The organism is Nonomuraea purpurea (genome assembly GCF_042650645.1).
GTDB lineage: Bacteria > Actinomycetota > Actinomycetes > Streptosporangiales > Streptosporangiaceae > Nonomuraea > Nonomuraea purpurea.
In genome coordinates this window covers 1-15,383 of the sequence record NZ_JBHSBI010000001.1, presented here as the reverse complement: position 1 = coordinate 15,383, position 15,383 = coordinate 1, and the positions used below count along the sequence as shown (strand labels likewise).

The following is a 15,383-nucleotide window of genomic DNA, read 5'->3' as shown; positions in this document are numbered from 1 at the left end:
CCGGGGAAAACGAGGTGACAAGGGGGTGTCAGTCAGGCAAGCCCACGGGCCCGTAGCAGGCGTGGTCCGACTGGGTGGCCATGGCCCAGTAGCGGTCGCCGTAGGACCAGTGCCACCACTCGGTGGGGTAGTTGACCAGACCGGCCGGTTCCAGGGCCGCGGCGAGGAGTTTGCGGTGGGCGCGGGCGTCGGCGGAGATGTTGGGAGCGGCCATGTAGCAGGCGCCTTCGCTCTGTTCCGGGTTGTCGTTGACCTGGGTGCCCATGTCGTACTCGACGCCGTCGGGGTCGCACAGGGTCAGGTCGACGGCGGCGCCGGCGGTGTGGGGGGCGACCTCGACGGGGGACACGTAGCGGCTCGCGGCGATATACGACTCGTCGGGCGACATTTCAGGGAAGGTGGCCCGGAGTTCGGCCCGGTACCCGTCGAAGATCCGGCGCTGCGTCTCGATCGGGCGATAGCCTTCGACGACCAGCAGGTGGAAGCCGTCGGGCAGGTTCCGCTCGGCGCGCTCCAGCCTTTCCAGCAGCCCGGAGCGCAGGTGCGCGAACGCGCCCTCGTCGTCGGCCAGCCGCGTGTCCACCCGCAGCCGCCCGCGTACGTCCGCGAGCGGCTCACCGCATTCCCGCACCGCGATCGCGGCCACCCGCGGGTCGGAGATCAGCACGACATCGTTCGAGGACTGCCACATGGGCAGAGATTCTCACACAGTGTCGGAGAAAACCTGTTCCCGGGCCTGCTCCAGCGCCGCCACCAGCGCCCCGCGCAGCACCGGGTTGCCGCTCACCCGGGTGGTGACGACGGCAGGCCGGCTGAGGCAGAGGCGGGCCACCGCCTGCTGCACCTTGGCGGCCAGCCGCTCGCCGCCCGCCCTGCCGATCTCGCCGCTGAGCACGATCAGCCCGGGGTCGAGCACGACGGTCACGGCCGCCGCGCCCACGGCCAGGCGGGCCGCCACGGCGTCCAGATAGCCGTCGTGGCCGTGGCGCACCAGGTCGGGAACCGTGTCGCCGGCCACGCCGTGCTCGTCGGCCAGGCCGCGCAGCGCGTCGTGGCCGACCAGGCGCTGGAAGGAGCCCGACTGCGGCTCGGAGACGTCGCTCGGCAGCGGCTCGCCGGGCACCGGCAGCCAGCCGATCTCGCCCGCTCCCCCGGTGATGCCGCGGTGCAGCCGTCCGCCGAGCATGACGCCGAGGCCCTGACCGATGCCCGCCCAGATGACCACGAAGTCGTCGTGGCCGACGGCGGCGCCGTAGCGGTGCTCGGCCAGCGCGACCAGGTTGACGTCGTTCTCGATCGTGACGGACGTGCCGAGCGTGGCGCGCAGGCCGGCCAGCACGCCGATGTGCCAGGCGGGCAGGTCGTGCGACCAGCGCACGTCGCCGCTGATCGGGTCGATCACGCCCCTGGTGCCGATGACGAACGCCCGCAGCCGCGACAGTTCGATGCCCGCGGTGTCGCAGGCGCGTCGCAGGGCCGCGTGCACCGCCTTGACCGGGTCCCTGCCGTCGGCGGGGTTGAGGGTGATCTCGACGACGATCCTGCCGGTGATGTCCGCCACACCGACCTTGAGGCTGTCGGGCAGCACTTCGAGGCCGGCGACGTACGCGCTGGAGGGCACGACGCCGTACAGGGCGGCGTGCGGGCCCCTGCCTCCTTGGCGCTCTCCCGCCACCTCGACCAGGCCCCGCTCCTCCAGGCGGGCGAGGAGCTGGCCTGCGGTCACCTTCGACAGCCCGGTCCGCTCCCCCAGTTCGGCCCGGGTGAGCGGGCCGTCCACGAGAAGGAGTTCGAGCGCCGAGCGGTCGTTCAGCCTGCGCAGCAGCCGGGGGACCCCTGGGCTTGCACTCATTACCGCACCCCTCTTGTCACGAATGGCTAACGAGCGTTTTTTTTAAGAAAGTTTCTTGTTAGTTTATCAGCGTTCGTTCGGCATTGACGATCAGCCTGGTGCGGACCGTAGGCCGGCACCCGGGAAGGGAGAACCCTGTGAGGATCGCGAAGATCACAGCCACTACGGTCACCACGGCCGCCCTGGCCCTGGGCCTGGCTGCCTGTGGCTCCAGTCAGGAGCCCGCGGCCTCATCGCCCAGCGCGGCCGCGGCGACCGGCCCCAAGTACGCGGGCAAGACCCTCAGCGTCTGGCGGCTTGGCGACAGCAACCCGGCCGCGGCCACGTACATGGAGGAGTTGAACGCCGCGTTCAAGCAGCAGACCGGCGCTGAGGTCAAACTTGAGTGGATCCCGTGGCCCCAGGTCGCCGACAAGTTCGCCGCCGCCGCCACCGGCACGGGCCCGGACGTGACCGAGATCGGCAACGACCAGGTGCCGATGTGGCAGAGCCAGGACGCGCTGACGCCGATCACCGACATCGCCCGCGAGGGCGACCGCTCGCAGATCCCCCAGAACCTCTACGGCTACGAGACCGTGGACAACGAGATCTACGCCATCCCGTGGGGCGCCGGCGCCCGCGCGGTGCTCTACCGCAAGGACTGGTTCGACGACCTCAAGATCGAGATCCCGAAGACGTGGGACGAGCTCGTCGCCGCCGCCAAGAAGATCCAGAAGGAGAAGGGCGACGGGGTTGACGGCTTCGCCTTCAACGGTGGCTCCGACGCCAACCACCTCCTGGCCGCGTTCGCCTGGTCCGAGGGCGGCGAGTACGCGGTCAAGGAGGGCGACAAGTGGGTCGGCAAGCTCACCGAGCCCGGCTTCGCCAAGGGCTTCGAGACCTACACAGGGCTGGTCAGCGGCGGCCTGTCCGGTAAGGCCAACCTGACGCTCAACACCGTCGACATCCGCAAGCGCTTCGCCAACGACAAGGTCGCCATGTACCTCACCGCCGGCTGGGACCTGCCCGGCATCGAGGAGGACTCCAAGGGCAAGCTGAAGGGCGACAAGCTCGGCTTCTTCCCGCTGCCCGCCAAGACCGGCGGCGTGGCCCCGTCCTTCTTCGGCGGCAACGACATCGCACTGTGGGGCGGCACCAAGGAGGCCGACCTCGGCAAGGAGTACCTCAAGCTGGCCACCAGCAAGACCTGGGCCGACCGCTACGCCAAGGAGGGCGGCCTGCTCCCGGTCTACCCCGACACCCTGGCCACGCTGAACGAGGACCCCGCGCAGGGTGCCTTCGCCCAGGCCTTCGCCAAGGCCAAGGCCTTCCCCGCCGACGCCAACTGGGCCGAGGCCGACGCCACCAAGGCCGTGCTGCAGAACGCCGCGCGGGCCGCCATCGAGGGCAAGAAGGACGCCGCCACCGCCCTGGCGGACGCCAACAAGGAACTCGAAGAGATCCTGAACCAGTGACGACGGCGAACACGACTACGGTCACCCGGGGCGGGGGCTCCTCCTCCGCCCCGGGGAACCGGCGCGGCAGGAAGGGCCGCCCCGCCAGGGCCTCGGGGATGCCCCTGTGGAGCGTCCCGTACCTGCTGCTCATCCCCGGCCTGCTGGTCATCGCGGGACTGCTGCTGTACCCGATGTTCCAGCTCGGCGTCATGGCCTTCCAGAAGGTCGGCCTGGCGCAGATCAGGGGCACCAGACCGGCCGAGTGGGTGGGCCTGGAAAACTTCGAGAAGATCCTCGGCAACGACATCTTCTGGTCGGCCCTGCGCAACACCGTGGCGTTCGCCTTCGTCGCCGTCAGCCTCACCTTGATCGTGGGCACCGCGGTCGGCGTGCTGCTGCACCGGCTCGGCAGGAAGATGTCGCTGTTCGTGGTCGTCGGGTGCATGCTCGCCTGGGCCGTGCCGCCCGTCGCCCAGGGCGTCATCTGGCGCTCCCTGTTCGACGCCGAGGCCGGCATCGTGAACTGGGCGCTGAACCTGCTGCCCGACTGGCTGGCCGCGCCGCCGTCCGGTCAGTCGAGCTGGACCGGCACGCCCTGGCTCAACGACAGCTTCCCCCTCTACATCGCGCTGGTGGTGTGCGTGGTGTGGGCCGGGTTCCCGTTCATCGCGGTCTCCGTGCTGGCCGGGCTCAAAGGCATCCCCGCCGAGCTGTACGAGGCGGCCAGGGTGGACGGTTCCGGGCCGTGGCGCACGTTCACGAAGATCACCCTGCCGATGCTCAAGCCCGTCTTCGCCGTCCTGACGATCCTGTCGATCATCTGGGACTTCAAGGTGTTCAGCCAGCTCTACGTGCTGATGAACGGCCCGACCAACCGCGACGGCTTCAACCTGTCCATGTACGCGGTCGCCGAGGCGTTCAAGCCCCCGCAGAAGCTGGGCACCGGCGCGGCGATCTCCATCGTCCTGACGATCATCCTGCTGATCATCACCGTCGTGTACGTCAGGCAGATCGTGAAGCAGGAGGAGATGTGACCCCGCTCGCACGCAAGAGGCTCGGCAGGATCCTGCTGAACACGGCCGGCGTCCTGGTCTTCCTCTACGCCGTCTTCCCCGTGTACTGGATGGTCTCCACCGGCTTCAAGGCGAACGACCAGATCTTCACCACCGAGTTCATCCCGTTCCCCACGCACTTCACCTTCGAGCACTTCGAGCGGGTGCTGACCGAGGGCGTCGCGAACAACTCCATCTGGCTCTACATGCGCAACAGCGCGATCGTGGCGCTCGGCACCGTGCTCATCGGCTCGGCCTTCGCCCTGCTGTCGGCCACCGCCATCGCCCGCTTCCGGTTCAGGGGCCGCAGCACCTTCCTGGTCGTGCTGCTGATCGTGCAGATGTTGCCGTCGGAGGGCCTGCTCATCCCGCTGTACATGATGGTCAAGCGGGTCGGGCTCGGCGACCAGCTCCTCGGGCTGATCGTCACCCAAGTGGCGCTGACGTTGCCGTTCGGGGTCTGGATGTTGCGGACGTTCGTCGCCGCGGTGCCCAAATCCTTGGAGGAGGCGGCCTGGATCGACGGCGCGGGGCGCATGGCGGCGTTCTGGAAGGTGGTCTTCCCGCTGGTCGCGCCGGGACTGGTGGCCACGAGCATCTTCTCGTTCATCACCGCGTGGAACGACCTGGTCTTCGCCCTCTACCTGATGTCGGGGTCCGAGGGGTACACGATGCCGGTCGCCCTGCAGTACTTCTTCGGGCAGAAGGGCGTCGACTGGGGGGCCATCATGGCCGGGTCGACCCTGATGACGGTTCCGATCGTCGTCTTCTTCCTTCTCGTGCAGCGCCGCATGGTCTCCGGCCTGGTCGCCGGGGCCGTGAAGGGCTGACAGAACACGAAATTTCAGTACGGCACGCTCCGTGCCGTACCCGACCATGCCGGAAAACTGATGAGGAGCCATGAGTCAGAGTGATCGGGGGCTGCGCCGCCTCGCGGCCGGCACGCTGCTCGTCGCCTTCCAGGGCACCACGGCGCCCGAATGGGTGCTGCGGGAGCTGGAACACGGCCTGGGCGGCGTGACGCTCTTCGGGTTCAACGTGGCCGACCCCGGCCAGGTGCGGCAGTTGACCACCGCGCTGCGGGGGGCCGGTGAGCCCGTCATCTCGCTCGACGAGGAGGGCGGCGACGTCACGCGGCTGGCCTACCACGTCGGCAGCCCGTACCCGGGCAACGCCGCCCTGGGCGCCGTGGACGACGTCGAACTGACCCGCCGCGTCTACCGCGCCATCGCCTCCGAGCTGGCCGCCTGCGGCATCAACCTGGACATGGCGCCCAGCGCCGACGTCAACACCGAGGCCGACAACCCGGTCATCGGGACCAGGTCGTTCGGTGCCGACCCCGAGCTGGTCGGCCGGCACACGGTGGCGGCCGTCCAGGGCCTGCAGTCGGCGAACGTGGCCGCGTGCGTCAAGCACTTCCCCGGCCACGGCGCCACCCGGATCGACTCGCATCTGGCGGTGCCGGTCGTGGACGTGAGCCTGGACGTGCTGCGGGCGCGGGAGCTGGCGCCCTTCCAGGCCGCGATCGGCGCGGGAGCCAAGTCCGTGATGACCGCGCACGTCGCGGTGCCGGCGGTGACCGGCGACACGCCCGCCACACTCTCCGGCGCCGCGCTGACCGGGCTGCTGAGGGGCGAGCTCGGCTACGACGGCGTGGTCGTCACCGACGCGCTCGACATGCACGCCATCACCAGGAGCGTGGGCCTGGCCGGGGGCGCCGTGCTGACCCTCGCGGCCGGCTCGGACCTGCTGTGCCTGGGGCCGCTGCCCACCTACGACGACGTCCAGGCCATCATCGCGGAGATCGTCTCCTCGGTGCGCGAGGGCCGCCTGCCGCTGGAGCGGCTGGAGGAGGCCGCGGCGCGGGTGTCGGCGCTGCGGGCCTGGTTCGGCGCGCCCCGGGAGGTCGCCGCCGAGCAGAACGTGGTCGGCCTGCACGCCGCCCGCCGCGCCGTGCGACTGACCGGCGCGACGGTGCCCCTGGTCGAGCCCCTGGTGATCGAGGTGGACACCCCGCCGACGATCGCCGTGGGCGACGTGCCGTGGGGCGTGGGCCCGTGGCTGCCCGACGCGGAGATCGTCCGGGTCAAACCCGCGGACGCAGACGTCGCGGAGATGCTGGCCAAGGCCGCGAACCGGTCGCTGGTCGTCGTGGTCAAGGACGCCCACCGCCATCAGGCCAGCCGGCACCTGGTCTCGGCGCTGGTGACGGCGCGGCCCGACGTGACGGTGATCGAGATGGGGCTGCCCGTCTGGCGGCCGGGCAGCGCCGCCTACATCGCGACGTACGGGGCCGCCCGCGCCAACGCCCAGGCCGCCGTCGAGCTGCTGACCGCCTGAGCTTATGGGGCGAGCAGCTCCTCGCGCGCCTGCTCCAGGGCGGCCAGCACGGCGCCGCGCAGCACCGGGTTGTCGGTCACCGTGGTGGTGACGACCTGGGGGCGGACCGGGCAGATGCGGGCCACGGCCTCCTCCACGCGGGAGGTGAGCGCGGCGCCGCCGGCGTGGCCGACCTCGCCGGCCAGCACCACCAGGCCCGGGTCGAGGATCACGCACACCGCCGCCACGCCCAGGGCCAGCCGGTTGGCGATCTCGTCGAGCAGCGGCTCGCCCTCGGCGCCGGCGGCCACGGCGACCCTGACGCACTCTCCCGCGCTGCCGGCCGCGAAGCCGTACCCCTGGGCCAGCTCGGCCACCGTCTCGGCGCTGACGAGCGACTGCAGGCCGCCCGCCAGCGAGGGCAGCCGCCCTGGCGAGGTGTGGATGTCCTCGGGCAGCGGCACGCCGGGGACCGGCAGGTAGCCGATCTCGCCCGCGCTGCCGGAGCGCCCCCGGTGCAGCTTGCCGCCGAGCATGACCGCCATGCCCAGGCCGCGGCTGGACCACAGCAGCACGAAGTCGTCCAGGCCCTTGGCCGCCCCGTCGGCGTGCTCGGCGATGGCGGCGAGGTTGACGTCGTTCTCGATCGTCACCTCGCGGCGCAGGTCGCCGGCCAGGGCCTCGTGGATGCCCTCGTGCCAGCCGGGCAGGTCGAAGGAGAAGCGCACGTCGCCGCTGCGCGGATCGACCACGCCCGGCGTGCCGATGACCACGCCGCGCAGCTTGGCCAGGCCGACCTTGGCGCTGCGGCAGGCCTTGACGATCGCGCTGTGGACCGCGGAGACCGGGTCGTCGTGGTCGGGCTCGACGGTGACCTCGGCGATCGTGTGGCCGTTGATGTCGGCGACGACCGCGGAGATCAGCTCGGGGCCGACCTCGATGCCGGCGACGTACGCGCTGGAGGCGATCACCGAGTAGAGGGCCGCGTTGGGGCCCCGCCCGCCGGCCTGGGTGCCGACCATCTCGACCAGGCCGCGCTCCTCCAGCCTGGCCAGCGTCTGGGAGGCCGTGACCTTGGACAGCCCGGTCAGGTCACCGATCTGCCCGCGCGTCATGGGGCCGGTGGCCAGCAGCAGCTCCAGTGCGGCCCGGTCGTTGATCTCCCTGAGCAGTCTGGGCACACCAGGGCGTCGCTCCACGCTGTTTCCCACCGTCATATCGAAAAGGTTGTTGGAAGTTTAGCGCTCCGGCCCTCGCGCTCCGTCGCGGGCGAACACGGCCACCCCGGCAAGGCCCCGCCTGCGCGGCCGTGCGCCTGGCTCATCCTGCCGTTCCGCGCCGCCTTTGCAAAGCCGCGCCACGCCCCGTGACCGGCGCGTATCTCGTCGCGATCCGCCTGCCGGAATCGGATCGCCTGCCCCTTCTGACTGACCTTGCGCATAACCAGTGTTGACCAGGAGGGATAATCGAGAACATGCGCCTTTCCGCTCGTGTCGACTACGCCCTTCGTGCCGCCGCCGAACTCGCCGCAGCAGGTGCCGGCCCGACTACTGTGGGCGAGCTCGCCAAGGAACAGGACATGCCGCCCAAGTACCTGGAGAACATTCTTCTGCAGATGCGCCGGGCCGGGCTCGTGCGCGGGCAGCGGGGGCCCGAGGGTGGTTACGTGCTGGCCAGGCCCGCCGCAGAGATCTCGCTCGCCGACGTGATCAGGGCCGTGGACGGGCCGCTGGCCAACGTACGCGGCGAGCGCCCCGAGCATGTCGGCTACCGGGGCCCCGCCGAGTCGTTGCAGCAGGTGTGGATCGCCCTGCGGGCCACCGAGCGCGCCATCCTGGAGGAGGTCACGCTCGAACAGGTCGCGACGGGGGCGTTGCCCGAGCGCGTCCGCCAGCTCGCCGCCGACCCCGCCGCCTGGGACTGACCACTCTTCCGGTCAGGCGCGTCGCCTGCCCGCCGCCCAGAAGAGCGCGAGGGCGACCAGCTCCACCAGGGCCGCCGCCAGGGGCAGCAGGCCGCTTCCCCGGCTCTCCAGCACGAGCCCGCCCACCGCGCCCCCGCCCGACACCCCGACGTAGACGGCGCTGCTGTTGAGCGCCAGCGCCTGCGGCCCCGCGGGACCGGCCAGGGCCAGCAGCCGGGTCTGGGCGGGCGGCGGCACCCACCACGACACGGCCGCCCACACCACCAGCAACGGCAGCAGCGCCGGCAGCGGCAGCGGCCGCAGGAACCAACAGGCGGTGAAGAGCCCCATCACCACCGTGAATCCGGCGATGCCCGCGATCAGCGCCCGATCCGCGCCCCACCGGTCGCTCGCCCGCCCGCCGAGCTGCCCGCCGGCCAGCCCCGCGAGCCCGGCCAGCGCGAACACCCACCCCAGCTCCACGGGCCCGACTCCGGCCAGGTCCCGCAGGAACGGCGCCAGGTACGTCATCAGCATCATGCTGCCGAGCACGACGGCCACGATCCCGAGCAGCCCCAGCAGCACCTGGGGCCGGGCCAGCGAGGCCAGCCGTTCCTTGATCGGCATCGCGGGCCCCGCGGGCGGCTCGGGCAACGTGATCCGCACCGCCACGAGGGCCACCAGCCCCAGCAGCCCGCCCAGCCCGAACGTGGCCTGCCACCCGAACGCGCCGCCCACCCATGTGCCGATGGGCACGCCGAGCATGAGCGACCCGGTCAGCCCGCCCATCACCAGCGCCAGATAACGCCCTTGACGCCCTTCCGGGGCCAGGGAGGTCGCCACGGCGTAGGCGGCCGGCACGACGGCCGCCGCGGCCAGAGCGGCCAGCACGCGCAGCCCCATCAGCACGGCGTACGACGTGGTGAACGCCGCCGCCCAGTTCGCCGCGACGAACACCGCCAGCGACCAGGTGATCAGCCCGCGCCGCGACCGGGTCGCGAACACCACGGAGGCCACCGGCGCCGCCAGCGCGAACGCCAGCGAGAACCCCGTCACGAGCTGCCCGCCCGCCGCCTCGCTGACGCCCAGGTCCGCCGAGATGGCCGGCAGCACGCCCGCGATCACGTAGTCGTCGGTGGAGAAGGCGAACATGGTGAACACCAGGGCGAGCAGCCACGCGGGCAGCGCGGGACGCCGGCGTACGTCGACGGACATGGGTATCCCCTCGATAAAGGTAACAGTCGTTTCCCAATTAGGGTAACGACTGTAACCCCGAAGACGTCAAAGGGATTTGCCGATGGCCAGGACCGCCGACCCCAACCGCCGCACGGAGCTGCTCGACCAGATCGTCGACTACCTGGCCGAGCACGGCCTCTCGACGCTGTCGATGCGCCCGCTGGCCGAGCACCTGGGCAAGTCCACCCGCGTGCTGACCCACCACTTCGCCGACAAGGAGGCCCTGCTCTCGGCCACCATGGAACGCCTGGACGAGCGCCACCGCGCCTGGCTGCGCTCGCTTCCCGGCTGGTCGGGCTCCGACAGCGTGGGCACGATCGTGCGCCGCACCTGGGACTGGCAGATGCGGGGGGAGAACCTGCCGATCGCCCGCCTGATCCACGAGATCGAGGGACTGGCGGCCGGCGGCAAGCTCCTGGGCCACGTCCCGCGACTGCTGGCGGACCGCTCGGAGTTCGTGGCGGGCCTGCTGCGCGAGCGCGGCGTCGCCGAGGCCGACGCGCTGCGCATCTCGACGCTGGTCAACTCGGCCTACACGGGGCTGCAGATCGACTTCCTCACCACCGGCGACCGCGAACGCGTGGAAGAGGCCCTGGACCAGCTCTGCGCCCTGGTGGACGAGTGGGTCGCCTGACGCGTTCCTACACTTGAAGAATGCCTGAAGGAGACGCCGTCTACCGTGCGGCCGCCCGGCTCAGAGACGCGCTCGACGGCCGCGCGCTCACCAGGTCGGACTTCCGCGTCCCCAAGCACGCCACCGCGGACCTGACAGGACGCGCGGTCCTGACCACGCTCTCACGGGGCAAACACCTGCTCACCAGGGTCGAGGGCGACCTGACCGTGCACACCCACCTGCGCATGGACGGAAGCTGGCAGGTCATGCCCGCCGGCCGGCGCACCGCGCCGGGCGACCAGGTGCGGCTGATTCTGGCGAACGAGCAGTGGCAGGCGGTGGGCGTCCGGCTCGGAATGGTGGACCTGATCAGGACGGGCGCAGAGGAGCGCGTGGTCGGGCACCTGGGGCCGGATCTGCTCGGCCCTGACTGGGACCCGGACGAGGCCGTGCGGAGACTGCGAGCGGCACCCGGCAGGACCATCGGGGAAGCGCTGCTCGATCAGCGCAACCTGGCGGGGATCGGCACGATCTATCGCGCCGAGACCCTGTTCCTGAGGGGGGTCTGGCCGTGGAGGCAGGTCGGGGAGATCGACGATCTCAACGGGCTCGTGTCATTGGCCAAGCGGTTGCTGGAGGCGAACAAGGGGCATGCGGGCACGGTGACCACAGGTGATCGCCGCCCGGCGAACCAGACCTGGGTCTATGGCAGGGCGGGGAGACCCTGTCGCCGATGCGGCACCCGCATCAGCCGCGGGGAGATGGGGGCGCAGCCACAGGAACGGCTGATCCTGTGGTGTGCGGACTGCCAGCCGCGCTAGGCGGCCACCATGTCCTTGACTTCGGGGAACACGGAGTCGGAGATCGTCCCGCTGACCGTCTCCGTCAGGGGCAGACGCTCGCGGTCGGGCACGTCGGCAAGCACAGGGGCAGCCTGGAGCTCCGCCAGCGCGAACTGGTCGGAAACCTCACGCAACACCTGCGAAAGCGGCACTCCAAGCGCGCCGCAAATGGACGCGAGCAGCTCGGACGAGGCCTCCTTCTGACCGCGTTCCACCTCGGACAGGTAGCCGAGCGAAACACGGGCAAGCGTGGACACCTCCCGTAGCGTGCGCCCCTGCCGCACCCGCAGCCGTCTCAGCACATCGCCGAGTAGCTGACGCAGCAGAATCATCTGTCGCTCCCTCCCCGGCGCGGATGTCTTCACCACGCCCCGCGCGATCGGATCGTGCCGCACATTGGTCTTCTTCGCTTCGTACATGCTCCTCGCCGTCATCATGGGGCCGCTACGCCCCTGAACCGCCGCTCGTGGCTCGTGGCGCGACTCATCAGGCCCGCCTGCCGGGCGCTCGGTGCTTGCAGTTGGCTCACGGACCTCACTCACAGCTCCACCGTACCCGTATCCACCGACACCGCGTCAGACCGTGCATCGCATGTTCGCTGGGGACGTAACACGGTAATCATCCGGAATGTTCCCCTATGTTCGCCTTCAGCACACCTGCGAGTAGATCGACTGCCTCGTCCACCGTCTCTACCCTGATACGTTCGCGCGACCCTCGAAGTCTCAATTCCCGGCCCCAAATCCGCCCTCCTGGCCCGCAGACGGCCACGTGCACGAGGCCGACGGGCTTCCCGTCCTGCGGCTCCGGGCCCGCCACGCCCGTCACGGCCACCCCATAGGTCGCCCCGCACAGCCGGGCCACCCCCGCCGCCATGGCCGCGGCCACGTCGGGGTGTACGGCCCCCTCGCGGCTCAGCAGCTCCTCAGGCACCCCCAGCAGCGTGTGCTTGAGATCGGTGGCATAGGACAGCACACCGCCCCTGAAGGCTTTGGAGGCGCCGGAGACGGACGTGATCGCGGCCCCGATGAGCCCGCCGGTCAAGGACTCGGCCACCGCCACGGTGGCGTCCTGGCTCACCAGCATGCCCAGCACCTCGGCCACATCCGCCATCGCTCACTCCCCGCGCGCCTGCCTGGCGACTTTACGCAGTCTCACGGCCCGGACGACGTAGTCGGCGCCCGTGGCCACGGTGACGACCACGGCCGCCCCCATCACCACCCAGTGGACCGGGCCGGGCGTGAAGGGCAGCAGATAGAGCACGATCGCGGCGATCTGCAGCACGGTCTTGACCTTGCCGCCGTAGCTGGCGGGGATGACCGCGTGCCGCAGCAGCACGAACCTGAGCAGCGTGATGCCCAGCTCCCTGCCCAGGATCACGATCGTGACCCACCACGGCAGCTCGCCGAGAATCGACAGGCACACCAGCGCCGCGCCGGTGAGCGCCTTGTCGGCGATCGGATCGGCGATCTTGCCGAAGTCGGTGATGAGGCCGTAGCGCCTGGCCAGCTCCCCGTCGAGGTGGTCGGTGATCGAGGCCACCGCGAACACCGCCAGCGCGGTCACCCGCCAGCCGGTGCCCGGCAGAAAAAGGCAGGCGACAAAGAAAGGGACGAGCGCCAACCGAAGAACCGTGAGGACGTTGGCGATGTTCCACGGGCTTACCACGCGGCGCTCGTCCCTCTTCATGGACTGGCCTTGATGCGCGCGATCAGGTCAACCCCCTCGGAGTCGACCACGACCGCGCGGACGATCTGCCCCCTGACCAGGCCGATGCCCTGCACCGTGACGGAGCCGTCGACCTCGGGGCCCTGGTGGGCGGCCCTGCCCTCGTAGCCGCCGTCGCCCAGGTCGTCGTCGATGAGCACGTCGACCTCGTCGCCGATGCGCTCCTCCGCGCGCTGGGCCGTCAGCTCCTCGGCCAGCTCGGTGAGCACGCGCACGCGCTCGTCGATCACGTCCTGGTCGAGCTTGCCCGGCAGGTCGGCCGCCTCGGTGCCGTCCTCGTCGGAGTAGCCGAACACGCCGATCACGTCGAGCCTGGCCGCCTCAAGGAAGCCGACCAGCTCGCCGAACTCCTCCTCGGTCTCGCCGGGGAAGCCCACGATGAAGTTGGAGCGCACGCCGGCCTCCGGGGCGCGCTCGCGCACGCTCTCCAGCAACCCGAGGAAACGCTCGGGGTCGCCGAAGCGGCGCATCCTGCGCAGCACGGAGCCGCTGGCGTGCTGGAAGGACAGGTCGAAGTAGGGGGCCACGCCCTCGGTGCCGGTGATCACGTCGATCAACCCCGGGCGCAGCTCGGCGGGCTGGAGGTAGCTGACCCGCACCCGCTCGACGCCCTCCACGGCGGCGAGCTCGGGCAGCAGCTTCTCCAGCGCCCGCAGGTCGCCGAGATCTTTGCCGTAGGAGGTGGAGTTCTCGCTGACCAGGACGAGCTCGCGCACGCCCCTGTGGGCCAGCCAGTCGGCCTCGGCCAGCAGATCCTCGGGCCCCCGCGAGACGTAGGAGCCGCGGAAGGCGGGGATGGCGCAGAACGTGCAGCGCCTGTCGCAGCCCGAGGCCAGCTTGAGCGAGGCCACCGGGCTCTCGTCGAGCCGTCTGCGCAGCACACGGGGCCCGCTGGCGGGCGCCAGGCCCTCCGGCAGGTCTCCGTGACCGGGGATGTTGGTCTTGGGCGCGCTGGCACGATCCACCGGCGAGATGGGCAGCAGGGTGCGGCGGTCGCGCGGCGTGTGCGGCTTGAGCGGCTTGCCCGCCAGCACGTCGTCGAGGCGACCGCCGATCTCGGCGTAGTCGTCGAAGGAGATGACCGCGCTGGCCTCGGGCAGTGCCTCGGCCAGCTCGTTGCCATAGCGCTCGGCCATGCAGCCCGCGGCGACCACCTTGGCGCCGCTGTCGGCGGCGGCCAGCAGGGTGTCGATCGAGTCCTTCTTGGCCGAGTCGATGAAGCCACACGTGTTGACGACGACGACGTCGGCGTCGTCGTCGCCCAGCTGCCAACCGGCAGCCTCAAGTCGCGCGGCCAGCTCCTCGGAGTCGACCTCGTTGCGGGCGCAGCCCAGGGTGATCAGCGATGCGGTTCGGCGGGATGACATGGTGAACACTACGGTATCGGGAGTTGGCCACCACCCGATGCACGGGTTCCCCCACCGGTTACTGCTGTTTGGGTGTCGCCGGCCCGAACGAGCGGCGCACCATCTCCCCACGACCGCCGAGCTTGGCTACTTTCTTGCCGTTGACCTGCAGCGTAACGGCGCTCGCGTCAGCGAGCATCACCTGCACCTGATCGGGCGCCTGCCACGTCGAGCTCTTTCCCGCCTTGAGCGTGCCCGCGAAGAGCTTGCGCCCCTCGGCGTCGCGCACGTTCACATACGACGACCGTTTGGCCATCATCTGCACCGTCACCATGCCCTTGCTCGTCTTGACCGGCATGGCCTTGGGCCCCTCGGTGATCGGCGTGTTCGGCGGCACGCTCGGCCTGGCCGAGGCCGCCTGGACGTCGGCGGTGCGCACCTGGTCGCTCGCGCCGCCCAGCACCCGCATCACCCCGAAGACCACGACGATGGCCAGGGCGACGCCGAGCGCCATCGTCCAGTTGGGCCCCCGCCGCTCCGGTAGATGGATCTTGCGGTCGGCCTGGAAGACCGCCGCCGCCCGCACCGGCACGGGCGGCCCGCCGTACTGCTGGTCGAACAGGTGGACCGTGGCCTCGGGGTCGACCCCCACGGCCTTGGCGACGGCTTTGACGTGCCCCCTGGCGTAGAAATCGCCGCCGCACTGGTCGAACTCGTCCTGCTCGATGCGATTGACCATCGCCTCACGAATGTTGGTGGCCGCACTGACCTGCGCGACTGTCAGCCCGGCCGTTTCTCTGGCCGCTCTCAGCATGGCCCCGATGCTCTGCTCCTGCACAGCGAACGCCTCCCCACCACGACGTTGCGTAGTGGTTCATATTCAACCAGTTACTGTCGCGGAAGTATGCATTGGGGTCATTCGCCACGCAGATCGGCCAGCAGACCAGGCAGATCATCGGGTTTCACCATGACTTCGCGCGCCTTGGAACCCTCGCTCGGGCCGACCACGTTGCGGCTTTCGAGCAGGTCCATCAGCCGCCCTGCCTTGGCGAACCCGAC

17 protein-coding genes are annotated in these 15,383 nt (G+C 70.5%); 7 read left to right on the top strand and 10 right to left on the bottom strand.

Annotated elements, in window-relative coordinates:
- Window positions 1-28: 28 nt before the first annotated feature.
- Window positions 29-691 carry a M15 family metallopeptidase gene (locus ACFOY2_RS00085; RefSeq protein ID WP_379525797.1) on the bottom strand — a complete coding sequence of 221 codons (663 nt, stop codon included), beginning with the start codon at window positions 689-691 and terminating at the stop codon, window positions 29-31.
- Window positions 692-703: 12 nt separating this feature from the next.
- Window positions 704-1,852 carry an ROK family transcriptional regulator gene (locus ACFOY2_RS00080; protein WP_379525796.1) on the bottom strand — a complete coding sequence of 383 codons (1,149 nt, stop codon included), beginning with the start codon at window positions 1,850-1,852 and terminating at the stop codon, window positions 704-706.
- 137 nt (window positions 1,853-1,989) lie between these two features.
- Between ACFOY2_RS00080 and ACFOY2_RS00075 the strand changes: the two genes are divergently transcribed.
- The 4 genes from ACFOY2_RS00075 (at window position 1,990) to ACFOY2_RS00060 (ending at window position 6,680) form a co-directional block, all read left to right on the top strand.
- The gene (locus ACFOY2_RS00075) at window positions 1,990-3,306 is read left to right on the top strand and encodes an extracellular solute-binding protein (protein WP_379525795.1); all 1,317 of its coding nucleotides are present in this window, start codon (window positions 1,990-1,992) and stop codon (window positions 3,304-3,306) included.
- On the top strand, window positions 3,303-4,322 hold the full coding sequence (locus ACFOY2_RS00070; RefSeq protein ID WP_379525794.1) for a carbohydrate ABC transporter permease: 1,020 nt from the start codon (window positions 3,303-3,305) through the stop codon (window positions 4,320-4,322). The genes ACFOY2_RS00075 and ACFOY2_RS00070 overlap by 4 nt, the downstream gene beginning before the upstream one ends.
- Complete coding sequence (locus tag ACFOY2_RS00065; RefSeq protein WP_379525793.1) at window positions 4,319-5,170, top strand: carbohydrate ABC transporter permease; 852 nt, start codon at window positions 4,319-4,321, stop codon at window positions 5,168-5,170. Before ACFOY2_RS00070 ends, ACFOY2_RS00065 begins: the two co-directional genes overlap by 4 nt.
- Window positions 5,171-5,240: 70 nt before the next feature.
- Window positions 5,241-6,680 (top strand): glycoside hydrolase family 3 protein, encoded by a 1,440-nt coding sequence (locus ACFOY2_RS00060; protein WP_379525792.1) that lies wholly within the window; start codon window positions 5,241-5,243, stop codon window positions 6,678-6,680.
- A 2-nt stretch (window positions 6,681-6,682) separates the two neighbouring features.
- On the opposite strand, the gene ACFOY2_RS00055 is transcribed toward ACFOY2_RS00060, so the two are convergent.
- Window positions 6,683-7,858 carry an ROK family transcriptional regulator gene (locus ACFOY2_RS00055; RefSeq protein WP_357811362.1) on the bottom strand — a complete coding sequence of 392 codons (1,176 nt, stop codon included), beginning with the start codon at window positions 7,856-7,858 and terminating at the stop codon, window positions 6,683-6,685.
- Between the two features lie 275 nt (window positions 7,859-8,133).
- On the opposite strand from ACFOY2_RS00055, the gene ACFOY2_RS00050 reads away from it, so the two are divergent.
- The gene (locus ACFOY2_RS00050; protein WP_379525791.1) at window positions 8,134-8,583 is read left to right on the top strand and encodes an RrF2 family transcriptional regulator; all 450 of its coding nucleotides are present in this window, start codon (window positions 8,134-8,136) and stop codon (window positions 8,581-8,583) included.
- 12 nt (window positions 8,584-8,595) lie between these two features.
- Here the strand turns inward: ACFOY2_RS00050 and ACFOY2_RS00045 are convergent, their stop codons facing one another.
- Window positions 8,596-9,777: an MFS transporter gene (locus ACFOY2_RS00045; protein ID WP_379525790.1), complete on the bottom strand. Its 1,182-nt coding sequence runs from the start codon at window positions 9,775-9,777 to the stop codon at window positions 8,596-8,598.
- Window positions 9,778-9,859: 82 nt separating this feature from the next.
- Between ACFOY2_RS00045 and ACFOY2_RS00040 the strand changes: the two genes are divergently transcribed.
- Both ACFOY2_RS00040 and ACFOY2_RS00035 read left to right on the top strand, forming a co-directional pair.
- On the top strand, window positions 9,860-10,432 hold the full coding sequence (locus tag ACFOY2_RS00040) for a TetR/AcrR family transcriptional regulator (RefSeq protein ID WP_379525789.1): 573 nt from the start codon (window positions 9,860-9,862) through the stop codon (window positions 10,430-10,432).
- Between the two features lie 20 nt (window positions 10,433-10,452).
- Window positions 10,453-11,232 (top strand): DNA-formamidopyrimidine glycosylase family protein, encoded by a 780-nt coding sequence (locus ACFOY2_RS00035; RefSeq protein ID WP_379525788.1) that lies wholly within the window; start codon window positions 10,453-10,455, stop codon window positions 11,230-11,232.
- On the opposite strand, the gene ACFOY2_RS00030 is transcribed toward ACFOY2_RS00035, so the two are convergent.
- From ACFOY2_RS00030 to ACFOY2_RS00005, 6 genes are all read right to left on the bottom strand, one after another.
- Window positions 11,229-11,585 (bottom strand): helix-turn-helix domain-containing protein, encoded by a 357-nt coding sequence (locus tag ACFOY2_RS00030; protein WP_357811365.1) that lies wholly within the window; start codon window positions 11,583-11,585, stop codon window positions 11,229-11,231. The two genes, ACFOY2_RS00035 and ACFOY2_RS00030, sit on opposite strands and share 4 nt — an antisense overlap.
- A 286-nt stretch (window positions 11,586-11,871) precedes the next feature.
- On the bottom strand, window positions 11,872-12,363 hold the full coding sequence (locus tag ACFOY2_RS00025; protein WP_379525787.1) for a CinA family protein: 492 nt from the start codon (window positions 12,361-12,363) through the stop codon (window positions 11,872-11,874).
- 3 nt (window positions 12,364-12,366) lie between these two features.
- On the bottom strand, window positions 12,367-12,939 hold the full coding sequence (pgsA, locus tag ACFOY2_RS00020) for a CDP-diacylglycerol--glycerol-3-phosphate 3-phosphatidyltransferase (RefSeq protein ID WP_379525786.1): 573 nt from the start codon (window positions 12,937-12,939) through the stop codon (window positions 12,367-12,369).
- Entirely contained in the window at window positions 12,936-14,345 is a 1,410-nt protein-coding gene (gene rimO, locus ACFOY2_RS00015; protein WP_379525785.1) for a 30S ribosomal protein S12 methylthiotransferase RimO, read from the bottom strand. The genes pgsA and rimO overlap by 4 nt, the downstream gene beginning before the upstream one ends.
- A gap of 58 nt (window positions 14,346-14,403) precedes the next feature.
- Window positions 14,404-15,162 carry a helix-turn-helix domain-containing protein gene (locus ACFOY2_RS00010; RefSeq protein WP_357810827.1) on the bottom strand — a complete coding sequence of 253 codons (759 nt, stop codon included), beginning with the start codon at window positions 15,160-15,162 and terminating at the stop codon, window positions 14,404-14,406.
- A 77-nt stretch (window positions 15,163-15,239) separates the two neighbouring features.
- Window positions 15,240-15,383: DNA translocase FtsK (locus ACFOY2_RS00005; RefSeq protein ID WP_379526429.1), on the bottom strand; the 144-nt coding region annotated here is incomplete at its 5' end.

Excerpts from the sequence above, each read along its gene's own strand:
- ACFOY2_RS00045 (WP_379525790.1), bottom strand. The coding sequence starts at position 9,777 with ATGTCCGTCGACGTACGCCGGCGTCCCGCGCTGCCCGCGTGGCTGCTC.
- pgsA (WP_379525786.1), bottom strand. The coding sequence starts at position 12,939 with ATGAAGAGGGACGAGCGCCGCGTGGTAAGCCCGTGGAACATCGCCAAC.
- ACFOY2_RS00080 (WP_379525796.1), bottom strand. The coding sequence starts at position 1,852 with ATGAGTGCAAGCCCAGGGGTCCCCCGGCTGCTGCGCAGGCTGAACGAC.
- rimO (WP_379525785.1), bottom strand. The coding sequence starts at position 14,345 with ATGTCATCCCGCCGAACCGCATCGCTGATCACCCTGGGCTGCGCCCGC.
- ACFOY2_RS00030 (WP_357811365.1), bottom strand. The coding sequence starts at position 11,585 with ATGATTCTGCTGCGTCAGCTACTCGGCGATGTGCTGAGACGGCTGCGG.
- ACFOY2_RS00060 (WP_379525792.1), top strand. The coding sequence starts at position 5,241 with ATGAGTCAGAGTGATCGGGGGCTGCGCCGCCTCGCGGCCGGCACGCTG.
- ACFOY2_RS00050 (WP_379525791.1), top strand. The coding sequence starts at position 8,134 with ATGCGCCTTTCCGCTCGTGTCGACTACGCCCTTCGTGCCGCCGCCGAA.
- ACFOY2_RS00085 (WP_379525797.1), bottom strand. The coding sequence starts at position 691 with ATGTGGCAGTCCTCGAACGATGTCGTGCTGATCTCCGACCCGCGGGTG.
- ACFOY2_RS00035 (WP_379525788.1), top strand. The coding sequence starts at position 10,453 with ATGCCTGAAGGAGACGCCGTCTACCGTGCGGCCGCCCGGCTCAGAGAC.
- ACFOY2_RS00040 (WP_379525789.1), top strand. The coding sequence starts at position 9,860 with ATGGCCAGGACCGCCGACCCCAACCGCCGCACGGAGCTGCTCGACCAG.
- ACFOY2_RS00025 (WP_379525787.1), bottom strand. The coding sequence starts at position 12,363 with ATGGCGGATGTGGCCGAGGTGCTGGGCATGCTGGTGAGCCAGGACGCC.